Below are 12,748 nucleotides of genomic sequence, written 5' to 3' on the forward strand. Positions count from 1 at the left end.
TCATGCTCATCCCGAAGCGCGTTAAGTTCCGTCGCCAGCACCGCCCGACCCGTTCTGGTATGTCCAAGGGCGGCAACAAGGTGACTTTCGGTGACTACGGTCTCCAGGCTCTCGAGCCGGCCTACATCACCAACCGTCAGATTGAGGCAGCGCGTATTGCTATCAACCGCCACGTCAAGCGTGGTGGTAAGGTCTGGATCCAGATTTTCCCGGACCGTCCGCTGACCCAGAAGCCACTGGGTGTTCGTATGGGTTCCGGTAAGGGCCCGGTCGAGAAGTGGGTTGCAAACGTCAAGCCGGGTCGCATCATGTTCGAGATGTCCTACCCGGACGAGGCAACTGCTGTCGAGGCACTGAAGCGCGCAGGCGCTAAGCTGCCGATTAAGACCCGAATCGTTCGGAAGGAGGATCAGTACTGATGTCGAACGGCATTCCCGCCCACGAGCTTCGCTCGCTGGATAACGATGACCTGGTTGCCAAGCTCAAGGAGTCTAAGGAGGAGCTGTTCAACCTCCGTTTCCAGAGCGCTACCGGTCAGCTGACCAACAACCGCCGTCTCCGCACTGTCCGCAAGGATATCGCTCGCATTTACACCGTTATGCGTGAGCGCGAGCTCGGCCTGTCTGCTGCACCAACCGATGGTGATGCAGCATGAGTGAGGAAAACATGAACACCACCGAGGCTGGCGCACGCAAGGTGCGCACCGGTTACGTCGTGTCCGACAAGATGCAGAAGACCATCGTCGTCGAGCTCGAGGACCGCAAGCAGCACGCCCTGTACGGCAAGATCATGCGCACGAACTCTAAGGTCAAGGCGCACGACGAGAACGAAGAGGCTGGCGTGGGCGACCGCGTCCGCATCGAAGAGTGCCGTCCGCTCTCCAAGGACAAGCACTACCGCCTGATCGAGATCATCGAGAAGGCTAAGTAAGACCCGTCAGCTGAGCAATCAGCTCGGGCTTTACGACGAGAACCCCGCCGCGGGAAACACGAAAGTGTTTTCTGTGGCGGGGTTTGTTTTTTTGAAAGCCATGTTTCTTCGTATTTCTAGTCCTCTTAGTCCAGGTTTGATGGGTTTTATCTCTGATAGCATTGGCGAGGATTTGTGCTTTGTGAGGGGAGAAGTTCGGTGACTACTGACGTGACCAGGATTGATGATCGAGATCTCGAGTCCGCGCTTCGCTCACATGACGTGGCTACGCTGTCGCGGCTCTTAACTGATATTGAACCCAAGGTTGCCGCTCGAAAGATGCGCCGCCTCAGCCATGAGGAACGTGCGCTGTTCTACCGCACACTCCCGAAAGACACGGCGGTTGAAACCTTCGATGAGCTGAACTCGGCTCTGCAGGCGCACCTGATTGACAGCCTCCGTGATCCTGAAGTCACCGCAGTTTTCGCGGACATGGAACCGGACGATCGAGCAGAGCTGCTCGACGAGCTGCCTGCGTCTGTCGCTGCAAAACTGCTCGCCGATCTGCCGGATGATGAGCGAGATCTGACCAACATCGTCCTCGGCTACCCCGACGGTTCCATTGGGCGTCGCATGAGCCCGGAGCTGGTGTCGCTTCACGACTATATGACGGTGGGGGAGGCTCTGGAGACCGTCTACAAGCATCTGGATGATGCCGAATCGATCTACACCCTGCCGGTGTCGAACCGGAAGCGTCGGCTGGTGGGCGTTGTTAGTCTTCGTGAATTGATGCGTGCCAGCAGCGATATCCAGGTTGCGGCTATCTTGCGGAAGGCCGATTACGCAGAAGCTACCGAACCCGAAGAGAAGGTAGCCCGCATGTGCGCTGATCGTAAGCGCCTAGCTCTGCCGATTGTCGACAGCGAGCAGCGTGTTATCGGTCTGCTCACGGTCGACGACGCCCTCCGGATTCTGGAAGAGGCAGACTCCGAGGACCAAGCTCGTATTTCCGGTTCTGAGCCTCTGCGCTTGCCCTATCTCGCGACGCCCATTTTCGAGATTGTTCGCTCTCGTGTGGTGTGGCTGCTCGTGCTTGCTATCGGTGCAACATTGACCGTGCAAGTCCTGGAAACTTTCGAAGAGACTCTTTCTCAGATGGTGGTTCTCTCGGTATTCGTGCCGCTGCTGATCGGTACAGGTGGCAATACCGGTAACCAGGCAGCAACTACGATTACGCGTGCGTTGGCGCTGGGGGATGTCCAACCCCGCGACATATTCAAGGTCATTCTCCGCGAGGTGAGGGTCGGTGCGTTCCTCGGCCTGCTGCTGGGTACTCTCGGCCTGCTGCTAGCTGGCTTGGTTTACGGCTGGGACATTGGCCTAGTGATTGGCCTGACGTTGCTGGGTATTTGTACTCTCGCGGCAACTGTCGGTGGCATCATGCCGCTGATTGGTAAGAAGTTCGGCATTGACCCAGCCGTCTTCGCTAACCCGTTCATTACCACTCTTGTCGATGCCTCCGGTCTGATCATCTACTTCCTGATCGCTAAGTCAGTATTGGGAATCTAGTCCCGTCGCGCAGGGGACGTCGGCGGTATAGAAAAGAGACCAACTGCGCCATAATGGTGGCCATGAACAATGGCAACCATTATGGCGCAGTTGGAAAGAAATTATTGCCGCCGATCCGCAGCATTCCCGGCGCTACGCCAACCGGTGGCGGGGGTTCGTTCGCGAGGGCCGCGATATCGATGGCGAGGCGCGGCTGGTGGATGCAATGGCGCCACGCCACGCTCGAATCCTGGATGCCGGCTGTGGGCAGGGGCGCGTCGGCGGTTACCTGGCGAAGGCTAGTCATCGAGTCGTCGGTGTCGATGTCGACCCCTATCTCATCGACGAGGCAAAGCGACAGTTCCCGGATGCGACGTGGTTGGTAGGGGACTTGGCGCAATTGCCGCATGTGCTTGACGACGGGCTGGAGAACACACCCCACGATGACACGGCATCCGCCTTCGATGTCATCATTTGCCCCGGCAATGTGCTGACTTTCGTAGCGCCAGAAGACCGCGCGAAGGTACTGCAGGGCTTCGCGGAGGTGCTGAATCCGGAGAACGGTCGTGCCATTATCGGCTTCGGTGCTGGCCGTGGCTGGGACTTTGCGGATTTTGAAACGACTGCGCCGGAGGCTGGGCTCATCGTGATCCAGCGTTACTCCACGTGGGATCTTCGTCCCTTTGACGATGAGTCTCAGTTCCTGGTCGCAGTGCTTGAGCGAGCTAAATAGAGCGGGCTAAGCAGCGCGGACTAGGAATCCTTAGCCAGGAGTTCTTCGACCTCGATTTTCGTCGGCGGCTGCGCTCCCTTGCGGGACACAGTGATGGCAGCCGCGGCGGCCGCATAGTGCAGAATCTCGCGCCACTGATCTGGTGATACGGAAGTCAGGTCAGCGACTGTTAGGCCACGCTCGTCGAACTGTGCCAACAGCGCGCCCATAATTGTGTCCCCAGCACCGATGGTGTCAACGACATTCGCGTTGACGGCTGGGACATCGATGCGGTTTCCGTCGGCAAGCAAAGTGAGCCCATCGCCACCTCGGGTGATGACGGCGGCCGGAACTTTAGTCAGCTCCTCTTCGCCAAGGAACTCGACTTCCTCATCCGAGAGCTTCAACAAATTGACGTAGGGGAGCAAGCCCATGAGGAATTCGCGGTGTGCATCCGTTGCGTACATGGGGCGAATGTTCGGGTCCAAAGCGACTAGGGTGTCGTTGGCTGCGAACTGCTTGAGCAATTCCGCGTATCGGCTGGCACCCGGTTCCAGCGCCAGCGACAGCGTGCCAAAACATGCGATATTCGCATCGATGAGCTTCGGCTCCACAAGTGGGGTGGCCGTGCCGTCGGTGTAAAAGGTGTATGTTGCAGAGCGATCGTCGTGGATGGTGGGTACCGCCAGAATGGTCGGCTCTGGGCCACGCTGAACGTAAGTGGTGTCGACCCCTTCGGTTTCCAAGTGCTTGACCAGCTCATTTCCGAATCCATCCGTAGACAGGCGGGACTGGAAAATAACATCCGCACCGAGGCGAGAGGCCGTGACCGCGACGTTGTAGGGACCCCCGCCTAGCGCCGGCACGTGGTTATTGAGGCTGCCAGGAGATACCGGAACGAGGTCAACCAGACCTTCGCCGCAAACACAAATAGCCATGACTTCAATAATATCGGGGGGGGGGTATGACCTATCGGCCGAATTACCATCTGTCAACCGCCACAGGGCCGACTGAATGACCCGAATGGCCTTTTCGTGGACGGCGAGACACTGCATGTGTTCTACCAACATGATCCATGCTTTCCACATGCGCCGAAGAGAACTGGGTGGGGGCATGCGTCCGCGTCGCTCACGACAGCCGAGCGGTGGCGTCATCATCCAGATGCGCTGTATCCGGACATGCCCTATGACAAGCATGGTTGTTATTCGGGCGGCGCTGCTGTTGATGGCGATGATGTGTGGCTCTTTTATACCGGAAACTTGAAGGCAGACGGACGCCGTATACCATCGCAGAACCGCGTCCGTGCGCTTGCTCCCTCCGGCCCGGAGGGTGGGATTCATCTTGCCGATTCTGGTTATCTCATGGATTCTGGCAACGATTGAGAAGTTCTTCCATAAGCGTCTCAAGGGCACTGTCGACTTTATGCTGACACCACTGTTGACGTTGCTCATCACTGGTTTCATCACCTTTGCCGCCATTGGTCCAGTACTGCGCACTGCAGGTGAATGGCTGGGTATTGGTCTTGCAAATCTGTACGAATTCGCGGGACCTGTGGGTGGCTTCTTGTTCGGCTTGGTCTACTCGCCAATTGTCATCACTGGTCTGCACCAGTCCTTCCCTCCAATCGAGTACATGCTGTGGGATCAGGGCGGCTCGTTCATTTTCGCGACGGCATCGATGGCCAATATCGCTCAAGGTGGTGCCGCACTGGCGGTGTACTTCCTGGCCAAGAGCGAGAAGCTCAAGGGGTTGGCAGGCGCCTCCGGTATGTCGGCGCTATTCGGTATTACCGAGCCGGCCATCTTCGGTGTGAACCTACGTTTGCGCTGGCCGTTTTACATCGGCATGGGTGCCTCGGCCATTGCCTCAACCATGAAGGATGAGCCGAAGTCAGAAACTGCTGCGAAACCTGCTGTTACCGCAGAGAAGAAGTAAAGTCACCGCCCTTCGACGGTGAATCGCAGTTCCTGGTTGCAGCGCCTAAGGGGGGGGGGGAGGGCGCTGTGACCGTCGGAAAGCGGTTGCGATTCCGCGTCAGCCTGTCGTTATTCTTTTATGCGAATAACTGCAATTAACGGCACGCAGGGAAAGGCTTCGGCGGTGACGCTATACGAAACGCTGGATACGGCTGGCGATAAGAAACAGGAACTGCTGACGCAGGACTACGGACGATTTGCCGTGCGAGCGGTTCTGGCGGGTATGTACCTGACGCTCGGGACGGCATTTGCTGCGGTGGCCGGGCAAGTAGCAGAGGGCGTCGCGCCGGGGACTGGGGGACTGGTTTTTGCGTGCCTATTCGGGCTTGGACTGTTCGCCATTGTGGTGCTCGGTGCAGAGCTGGCGACCGGCAGCATGATGTTTGTGTCCTGGTCCGCCGCACGCGGACGCATGGCGTGGGGAGTGGCCTTTCGAATGGTGGCCGTCGCTACGTTCTACAACTTCATCGGTGCGGCGATTGTGGCGCTGGTGCTCAGCCAGAGCGCCAAGCTCGGTGGGATTGATGACACACATCTGATTTCCACCTTGACTGAGGGGAAGCTGGCCAAGCCGTTCTTCGGCGCTTTCGTAGAGGCCATGGGTGCGAATTTCGTGGTCAACATGGCTGTCTTAGGTGCGCTACAAGCCAAAGAAATCATTTCGAAGTTCGCTGTGATTCTGCCGATCATTGCAGTGTTCGTCGGGCTCGGACTCGAGCACGTGATTGCGAACTTCTCGTTGTTTTCCTTGGCCTTTTTCGCTGATCCGCATCCTACAGGCTTCGATGGTCTGCACATTACTGTTAACTGGGTGGCCGTGTGGCTAGGTAACTTCGTAGGTGGTGGCCTTGGGATCGGCGCGGTCTACGCCTGGTTGAACCAGACGAAGACCAGCTATGTTGACTAGTTTTTGAGCTGCGCCGGAGTCTTAGAGTGCCGAGTTTCTTGAGCAGGGCTCTTATGGAAGTCGGTGTGAGCGTTTGTGGAGGTCGGCGCGCGTCAATGTCAACACCGCGGTCAGTGCAATCAATGCACAGGTCAACATCGAAATAGCCATCGAGAGGGGCAGATTGGAACCAAGCCCCACCAACGGGGAAACCGTGGCGGCCGCGAGGAACTGTGTGAAGCCCATGAGACCGGAACCTGAGCCAATTCCGATATCTCGAACCTCCTCAATTCCGAGTGCCGTGGCATTGGCGAAGATTAGCGGCATCATCGGTACCGTAATGAACAGCAACAGCCAAGTAGTGAAGAAGGTAATCCCGACGAGGGCATTAATAATCAGGCCTATCGACGTCACGAGCATGACCGTAAGGGCAACTAAAATGCCTTTGCGGGGATGAAGCCGGTTGATCATCTTGCCGTTGAGGATTGACACAAATGTCAACATCGCTGCATTGGATGCGAACACGAGAGAAAACTGAGTAGGGGTGAGCCCCAGCAGCTCCTGGAAGATAAAGGGTGACGCAGCGATATAGGAAAACATCACCGAGAAGCCACCAGCGAAAGCCAACAAGTAGCCGACAAATACTGGCCGCCGCAGCAGCCTGCCAATATTGGGCAGGAGATTGCGCAGAGCGCCTGTGGAGCGTCGCTCAGGCGGCAGGGTTTCCGGAACCATCAGGATCACAATCGCGACCATCGCGACGTTGATGGCTGCGAGAAACCAGAACACGCTGCGCCAGCCGAATGCGGGGCCTAGAAAACCGCCCACAAGGGGAGCGATTGCCGGGGCGATGGAGGAAATGCCCATCAGCGTGGAGAAAGCTCTCGCTGATGCCTTGCCCGTCAAGAGGTCTGGTACTACAGAACGAGCCAGAACAACTGTGGAGCCACCAGCTAACCCCTGGAACAGGCGCATTGCAATAAGCGTGCCAATATTCGGTGCTACTGCACAGAGGATTGACGAGCCCAAGAACACCAAAGTCGCAATGAGAAGCAGCTTCTTGCGGCCCAAACTATCGGAGAGAGCGCCAATGACGAGCTGTCCAGCAGCCATGCCAATCATGAAGGTTGTCAGCGTGAGCTGAACCATCGACTCGGTCGTGGAGAACTCGCGTGCAATCTCCACGAAGGATGCCAGATATGTATCTGCGCCGAACGGGGCTGCGGCGGATAATAAGGCCAAGCCGGCAAGTAGCGATACCGGCAGCGTCTGTGCTGGCTGTGTCTGAGCGCTCCCGGAATGTTGATTTGTCACTGTCTCAGTATAGGGTTGCCGCACAAGGCATAAACCATGTTGGGGGCATGAAACTAAGGGATTTTGTTGTCCCGCACGAACGTGCCATAATACACAGGTTGCGCGAAGCGACTGCGTGCTGCTCTCAACGGTCTATGGCCGTAGTTAGCACGAGGTCAAAGCGATAGGAAAGCTACCTCTAGCAGGTGCTTCCGTCGTAAAGCGTAAACGCAAGACATAAAGACCGCGTGCGTTTAGGACGGAAATCTGACGCACAATGCAACCAGGTCAGGAGAAACGCAGTGATTCAGCAGGAATCCCGTCTGCGCGTTGCCGACAACACTGGTGCACGTGAAATTCTGTGCATCCGCGTTCTCGGTGGCTCGACCCGACGCTTCGCTGGCATTGGCGACACCATTGTCGCAACTGTCAAGGAAGCTACTCCGGGCGGCAACGTCAAGGCAGGCGAAATTGTTAAGGCAGTTATCGTCCGTGCGAAGAAGGAGACCCGTCGTCCGGATGGCTCCTACATCTCGTTCGACGAGAATGCAGCTGTCATCATCAAGGCCGACGGTGAGCCAAAGGGCACCCGTATTTTCGGCCCGGTCGCGCGTGAGCTGCGTGACAAGAAGTTCATGAAGATTGTCTCGCTCGCACCGGAGGTGATTTAAGTGAAGATCCGTAAGGGCGATACCGTGCTGGTTATCTCCGGTCCGGACAAGGGTGCTCAGGGCAAGGTCATCGAGGCCTACCCGAAGCGCGACAAGGTCCTGGTCGAGGGCGTTAACCGTATCAAGAAGCACGTTGCAAACTCCGCTGCGGAGCGCGGCGCTTCCTCGGGTGGCATTGTCACTCAGGAAGCTCCGATTCACGTGTCGAACGTCATGCTGGTCGACGAAGATGGTACCCCGACTCGCGTCGGTTACCGCTTCGATGAGGACGGCAAGAAGGTTCGCATCTCCCGCCGTACCGGGAAGGACATCTAAGCATGAGCGAAAATTACACCCCTCGTCTGAAGGCCCGTTACCGCGATGAGATTCGCGGCAAGATGCAGGAAGAGTTCTCCTACGAGAACGTCATGCAGATTCCGGGCGTCACCAAGGTCGTCGTCAACATGGGCGTCGGCGCTGCTGCTCAGGACAAGAAGCAGATCAACGGTGCTATCAACGACCTGACTCTGATCACCGGTCAGAAGCCGGAGACCCGTCGTGCTCGCAAGTCGATCGCTAACTTCAAGCTCCGTGAAGGCGATGCCATCGGCGCTCGCGTCACCCTGCGTGGCGACCGTATGTGGGAGTTCCTGGATCGTCTGCTGACCGTGGCTCTGCCGCGAATCCGCGACTTCCGCGGTCTGTCTGATCAGCAGTTCGATGGTCACGGTAACTACACCTTCGGCCTGTCTGAGCAGACCATGTTCTACGAGATCGACGTTGACAAGATCGACCGCCCGCGCGGTATGGACATCACCGTCGTGACCACCGCTACCAACAACGAGGAAGGCCGCGCGCTGCTGCGCGAGCTGGGCTTCCCGTTCAAGAAGTAGTTTTGCCTCTTCGGTAGCTTTTGCCTGAAGCCCCGGATGCCGCTTGGCCTCCGGGGCTTTTTGCTGCTCTGTTAACTGCTTATGTTCGTGGGGGAGTGAGGTCGCTGTGCGGGGCCTGCGTAAAAGTTACCAGTGTTGCTGGTGGGAAAGTTGACCCTTTTTGGGGGTTGGAAATTAGTAAAGCCACAAGGTTTCTCAGTTGAAAGTTAGGCGTTTGTGATGATTTCGTTGTAAACTGCCATTCGTCATAGTGACGGCCGCCAAAATGCATTGTGGTCGTTATCAATTTGGGCAAGGCTTAAGTGACTTCAGCTTCTGTGTGATTGAGCCAGTGGTTCTACACAGAGCGGTTCTTAAGTTAAAACGCAAAGGGATTAACTACATGAAGAACTTCTCCGTGGCCGTCCGCTCGGCTGCTATTGCAACTGTTGCGGCTCTGGGTCTGAGCTTGGGTGCAGGTGCTGCCAACGCACAGCCGGCACTGCCGGAAATGCCGAACATTCCGATTCCGGGTATCGGCGACACCGGCCCGAAGGGCGTCAAGCAAATCGTTACCTTCGGTGACTCCTTCACCGCTAATGCCGGTAAGGGCGGCCCGCGTGGCCTGGCGCCGGGACAGAACGCACTGGTCGCTAACTGCGCTACCGACATGGAAAACTGGCCGAAGATTGCAGCTTCGAAGCTGAACAAGTCCCTGGGTGACTGGTCCTGTAACGGTCTTGGCGGCTTCCCGGGTCAGCTCCTCGCATACCTGGAGGCTTCCATCCAGTACGGCGACATCGGAGAGGGCACCGAGAAGGTTGTCCTGATGTACGGCGGCATGGACTGGGTCCAGTGGGTTGACGTGGCAGGCGAGCTTGTCGCAAAGCCGGATCCCCAGGCTCCATCCGCGTTCAAGCAGACGCTGCGTCAGTTCACTGACCGCGTCCACCAGGTTGCCCCGGGCGCTCAGGTCGTCCTGGCGTCGTACCCTGAGTACGCCACTGATGATCAGCTGTGCCTGGTGAACACCTCGGACCAGACCTTCCCGATCCCGGCACCGGGTGCCAGCGAGATCCAGGGTGCATTCCGTGACAGCATTCGCTCCGCATCTCACCACGTAGGTGCCGGCTTCATTGACGTCTACGAGGCAACCCTCGGCCACGGTACCTGCAACCCGAACCCGGATGAGCGCTTCGTCGCCGGTTTCGCAGACCCGGTGATGGGTCCGATGACCAACCACCCGACGGTGGCTGGTGAAAAGGCAATGGGTAACATCATCGCCGACCAGCTCTACTAATTTCCTCTAGCCGGCGCCATGTCGGCTAGGAATTGAGTTCCACTGTTAATTGGTGGGGCTTCACGCCGCGAGCGGACTAACGTCCGTCTGCGGCGTTTTTGCATTTCGGCCTGTATTTGTTAGTATCACCAGGTCTGCCCTCTATAAGAGGTGCGGCAGTAAAAATGTAAGAGCTTTGCTGTAGGCCCCTCGCCTCGCATCGTCTCTGGCGTCACCTGGGTGGCGAGCTGACTCGGCTATTGAACCGAGTTGGCGAACAGTAGCCCTTAAATCGCCGGAATCACGATATTGGAAATCGCTCCAACTTAAGCTTTTGCCGTGTGGCAGTTGCTGTTTGCGCGGTCATTGGAGTTAGCCACGAGGTGGGAAGGAACCGCAGCGAGAAAGGAAGCGGTCACTAACCATGACCATGACTGACCCAATCGCCGACATGCTGTCGCGCGTGCGCAACGCTAACAACGCGTACCACGACTCTGTCTCGATGCCGTCGTCCAAGCTGAAGGCTAACATCGCCGAGATCCTCAAGTCTGAGGGTTACATTGCGGACTACGCAGTCGAGGATGCCAAGGTCGGCAAGACCCTGACCCTGAACCTGAAGTACGGCCCGTCCCGCGAGCGTTCGATCGCTGGCGTGCGTCGCGTCTCCAAGCCGGGTCTGCGTGTTTACGCAAAGTCCACTAACCTGCCGAAGGTCCTCGGTGGCCTGGGCGTGGCTATCATCTCCACGTCTCAGGGCCTGCTGACTGACCGTCAGGCTTACGAGAAGAAGGTTGGCGGGGAAGTCCTCGCTTACGTCTGGTAAAGGGGGAACTACACAATGTCTCGTATTGGTAAGAACCCTGTCGTTGTCCCGGCAAACGTTACTGCCCAGGTCAACGGCCAGGACGTTTCCGTCAAGGGCCCGAAGGGCGAGCTGTCTGTCTCTATCCCGGCTCCAATTACCGTTGAGCTGAAGGACAATGAGATTGTGGTCAACCGCCCGGATGACCACCGCAAGAGCCGCTCCCTGCACGGCCTGTCCCGTTCGCTGATTAACAATATGGTTGTCGGTGTGACCGAGGGCTACACCATCAAGATGGAAATCTTCGGTGTCGGTTACCGTGTCGCCAAGAAGGGCAAGGACCTCGAGTTCTCCCTGGGCTACTCGCACCCAGTCCTGATCGAAGCACCGGAAGGCATCACCTTCGACGTCGACGGCACCACCAAGCTGTCGATCACAGGTATTGATAAGCAGCAGGTCGGACAGCTCGCAGCTAACATCCGTCGTCTGCGTAAGGATGATCCTTACAAGGGCAAGGGCATTCGTTACGATGGCGAGCAGATCCGTCGCAAGATCGGAAAGACGGGTAAGTAATGAGCAACACCAACGAAAAGCGCCTCCCGGTAGGCAAGGACATCTCGACTCGTCGTCGTGTCGCCCGCGCCCGCCGTCACGCACGCTTGCGCAAGAACGTCCGCGGCACCTCCGAGGCACCGCGCCTCGTCGTGCACCGCTCTTCCCGCCACATCACCGCTCAGGTTATCGACGACTCCATCGGTCGTACCCTGGCAGCTGCTTCCACTCTGGACGCAGATCTCCGTGGCTTCGAGGGCGACAAGAAGGCCAAGAGCGCCAAGGTCGGCGAGTTGATTGCTGCTCGCGCTAAGGATGCTGGCATCGAGAAGGTCGTTTTCGACCGCGGTGGCTACCAGTACCACGGCCGCGTTGCTGCTCTGGCCGAGGCTGCCCGTGAAGGTGGTCTGAAGTTCTAATGCGCACTTACAAGTCCAACGGAAGGAATGCGTGATGTCGGAACGCGATAAGCGCGAAGGCGGACGTAACTCCGCTGACAACAAGAACAACAACCGTCGTGGTGGCCGCGGTAACGACCGTCGCCAGCAGGACGAGCGTTCGCAGTACATCGAGCGCGTAGTAACTATCAACCGAGTTTCCAAGGTCGTCAAGGGTGGTCGTCGCTTCAGCTTCACCGCTCTGGTCATCGTCGGTGACGGCGAGGGCATGGTCGGCGTCGGCTACGGCAAGGCCAAGGAAGTACCGGCAGCTATCCAGAAGGGTGCTGAAGAGGCTCGTAAGAACTTCTTCCGCGTCCCGATGATTGCTGGCACCATTACCCACCCGGTTCAGGGTGAGACCGCTGCTGGCATCGTCCTGCTGCGCCCGGCTGCTCCGGGTACCGGTCTGATTGCCGGCGGCGCTGTCCGCCCGGTTCTCGAGTGCGCCGGTGTTCAGGATGTTCTGTCCAAGTCGCTGGGTACCAACAACTCCATCAACGTTGTTCACGCAACCGTTGATGCCCTCAAGCAGCTGGTTCGCCCTGAAGAGGTCGCCGCACGTCGTGGCAAGTCCCTCGAAGAGGTCACCCCAGCACGTATGCTGCGCGCACGCGCAGGTCAGGGAGCGTGATTTCCATGGCACTGAAGATTACCCAGGTCCGTGGTACCGCTGGTACCAAGCAGAACCAGAAGGATTCGCTGCGCACCCTCGGCCTGAAGCGCATCAACGATTCCGCCGTTCGCCCGGATACTCCGGCTGTGCGCGGTCTCGTGAACGTTGTGCGTCACCTGGTCGAGGTTGAAGAAGTAGCGGGGGAGTAGGTAAACC

General features: G+C 57.8%; 17 protein-coding genes and 2 pseudogenes. 17 read left to right on the forward strand and 2 right to left on the reverse strand.

The window, feature by feature from the left end; genetic code table 11:
- The first annotated feature begins 2 nt into the window (after positions 1 to 2).
- The 5 genes from rplP to HMPREF2751_RS09420 all read left to right on the forward strand — a co-directional run bounded on the left by rplP (position 3) and on the right by HMPREF2751_RS09420 (position 3,190).
- Positions 3 to 419 carry a 50S ribosomal protein L16 gene (gene rplP, locus HMPREF2751_RS09400; RefSeq protein ID WP_016422059.1) on the forward strand — a complete coding sequence of 139 codons (417 nt, stop codon included), beginning with the start codon at positions 3 to 5 and terminating at the stop codon, positions 417 to 419.
- Complete coding sequence (gene rpmC / locus HMPREF2751_RS09405; RefSeq protein ID WP_005509851.1) at positions 419 to 655, forward strand: 50S ribosomal protein L29; 237 nt, start codon at positions 419 to 421, stop codon at positions 653 to 655. The genes rplP and rpmC overlap by 1 nt, the downstream gene beginning before the upstream one ends.
- Positions 652 to 930: a 30S ribosomal protein S17 gene (gene rpsQ / locus HMPREF2751_RS09410; RefSeq protein WP_042388398.1), complete on the forward strand. Its 279-nt coding sequence runs from the start codon at positions 652 to 654 to the stop codon at positions 928 to 930. The genes rpmC and rpsQ overlap by 4 nt, the downstream gene beginning before the upstream one ends.
- 198 nt (positions 931 to 1,128) lie before the next feature.
- Positions 1,129 to 2,478, forward strand: a complete 1,350-nt coding sequence (gene mgtE / locus HMPREF2751_RS09415) for a magnesium transporter (protein WP_070595921.1) — start codon at positions 1,129 to 1,131, stop codon at positions 2,476 to 2,478.
- A gap of 205 nt (positions 2,479 to 2,683) precedes the next feature.
- A complete protein-coding gene (locus HMPREF2751_RS09420) occupies positions 2,684 to 3,190 on the forward strand; it encodes a class I SAM-dependent methyltransferase (RefSeq protein WP_246823230.1) in 507 nt (168 codons plus the stop codon).
- Between the two features lie 20 nt (positions 3,191 to 3,210).
- Here the strand turns inward: HMPREF2751_RS09420 and HMPREF2751_RS09425 are convergent, their stop codons facing one another.
- Positions 3,211 to 4,107, reverse strand: a complete 897-nt coding sequence (locus HMPREF2751_RS09425; protein ID WP_070595975.1) for a carbohydrate kinase family protein — start codon at positions 4,105 to 4,107, stop codon at positions 3,211 to 3,213.
- A 26-nt stretch (positions 4,108 to 4,133) separates the two neighbouring features.
- On the opposite strand from HMPREF2751_RS09425, the pseudogene HMPREF2751_RS10670 reads away from it, so the two are divergent.
- From HMPREF2751_RS10670 to HMPREF2751_RS09435, 3 genes and pseudogenes are all read left to right on the forward strand, one after another.
- Positions 4,134 to 4,518: pseudogene (locus HMPREF2751_RS10670) on the forward strand (glycoside hydrolase family 32 protein); the annotation flags it as partial.
- Positions 4,502 to 5,044: pseudogene (locus HMPREF2751_RS09430) on the forward strand (PTS transporter subunit EIIC); the annotation flags it as partial. The pseudogenes HMPREF2751_RS10670 and HMPREF2751_RS09430, both read left to right, overlap by 17 nt.
- 225 nt (positions 5,045 to 5,269) lie before the next feature.
- A complete protein-coding gene (locus HMPREF2751_RS09435; RefSeq protein WP_042388404.1) occupies positions 5,270 to 6,052 on the forward strand; it encodes a formate/nitrite transporter family protein in 783 nt (260 codons plus the stop codon).
- 51 nt (positions 6,053 to 6,103) lie between these two features.
- On the opposite strand, the gene HMPREF2751_RS09440 is transcribed toward HMPREF2751_RS09435, so the two are convergent.
- Positions 6,104 to 7,345 (reverse strand): multidrug effflux MFS transporter, encoded by a 1,242-nt coding sequence (locus HMPREF2751_RS09440; RefSeq protein WP_042388406.1) that lies wholly within the window; start codon positions 7,343 to 7,345, stop codon positions 6,104 to 6,106.
- A 281-nt stretch (positions 7,346 to 7,626) separates the two neighbouring features.
- Here HMPREF2751_RS09440 and rplN point away from each other — a divergent pair, with 281 nt between their 5' ends.
- From rplN to rpmD, 9 genes are all read left to right on the forward strand, one after another.
- Positions 7,627 to 7,995, forward strand: coding sequence for a 50S ribosomal protein L14 (gene rplN / locus HMPREF2751_RS09445; RefSeq protein ID WP_016422069.1), 369 nt, complete (start codon positions 7,627 to 7,629; stop codon positions 7,993 to 7,995).
- On the forward strand, positions 7,996 to 8,310 hold the full coding sequence (gene rplX / locus HMPREF2751_RS09450; protein ID WP_005509963.1) for a 50S ribosomal protein L24: 315 nt from the start codon (positions 7,996 to 7,998) through the stop codon (positions 8,308 to 8,310).
- Positions 8,311 to 8,312: 2 nt separating this feature from the next.
- Positions 8,313 to 8,867 (forward strand): 50S ribosomal protein L5, encoded by a 555-nt coding sequence (rplE, locus tag HMPREF2751_RS09455; RefSeq protein ID WP_005509901.1) that lies wholly within the window; start codon positions 8,313 to 8,315, stop codon positions 8,865 to 8,867.
- Positions 8,868 to 9,249: 382 nt separating this feature from the next.
- Positions 9,250 to 10,146: a GDSL-type esterase/lipase family protein gene (locus HMPREF2751_RS09460; protein ID WP_049170004.1), complete on the forward strand. Its 897-nt coding sequence runs from the start codon at positions 9,250 to 9,252 to the stop codon at positions 10,144 to 10,146.
- Between the two features lie 403 nt (positions 10,147 to 10,549).
- Entirely contained in the window at positions 10,550 to 10,948 is a 399-nt protein-coding gene (rpsH, locus tag HMPREF2751_RS09465; RefSeq protein ID WP_005509822.1) for a 30S ribosomal protein S8, read from the forward strand.
- 15 nt (positions 10,949 to 10,963) lie between these two features.
- The gene (rplF, locus tag HMPREF2751_RS09470; RefSeq protein WP_005509895.1) at positions 10,964 to 11,500 is read left to right on the forward strand and encodes a 50S ribosomal protein L6; all 537 of its coding nucleotides are present in this window, start codon (positions 10,964 to 10,966) and stop codon (positions 11,498 to 11,500) included.
- Positions 11,500 to 11,898, forward strand: coding sequence for a 50S ribosomal protein L18 (rplR, locus tag HMPREF2751_RS09475; RefSeq protein ID WP_005510009.1), 399 nt, complete (start codon positions 11,500 to 11,502; stop codon positions 11,896 to 11,898). Before rplF ends, rplR begins: the two co-directional genes overlap by 1 nt.
- A 34-nt stretch (positions 11,899 to 11,932) precedes the next feature.
- Positions 11,933 to 12,550 carry a 30S ribosomal protein S5 gene (rpsE, locus tag HMPREF2751_RS09480; protein ID WP_005510059.1) on the forward strand — a complete coding sequence of 206 codons (618 nt, stop codon included), beginning with the start codon at positions 11,933 to 11,935 and terminating at the stop codon, positions 12,548 to 12,550.
- 5 nt (positions 12,551 to 12,555) lie between these two features.
- Positions 12,556 to 12,741, forward strand: coding sequence for a 50S ribosomal protein L30 (rpmD, locus tag HMPREF2751_RS09485; RefSeq protein WP_005509843.1), 186 nt, complete (start codon positions 12,556 to 12,558; stop codon positions 12,739 to 12,741).
- Positions 12,742 to 12,748: the final 7 nt, after the last annotated feature.

This window comes from Corynebacterium sp. HMSC063G05 (assembly GCF_001810555.1).
Lineage (GTDB): Bacteria > Actinomycetota > Actinomycetes > Mycobacteriales > Mycobacteriaceae > Corynebacterium > Corynebacterium jeikeium_D.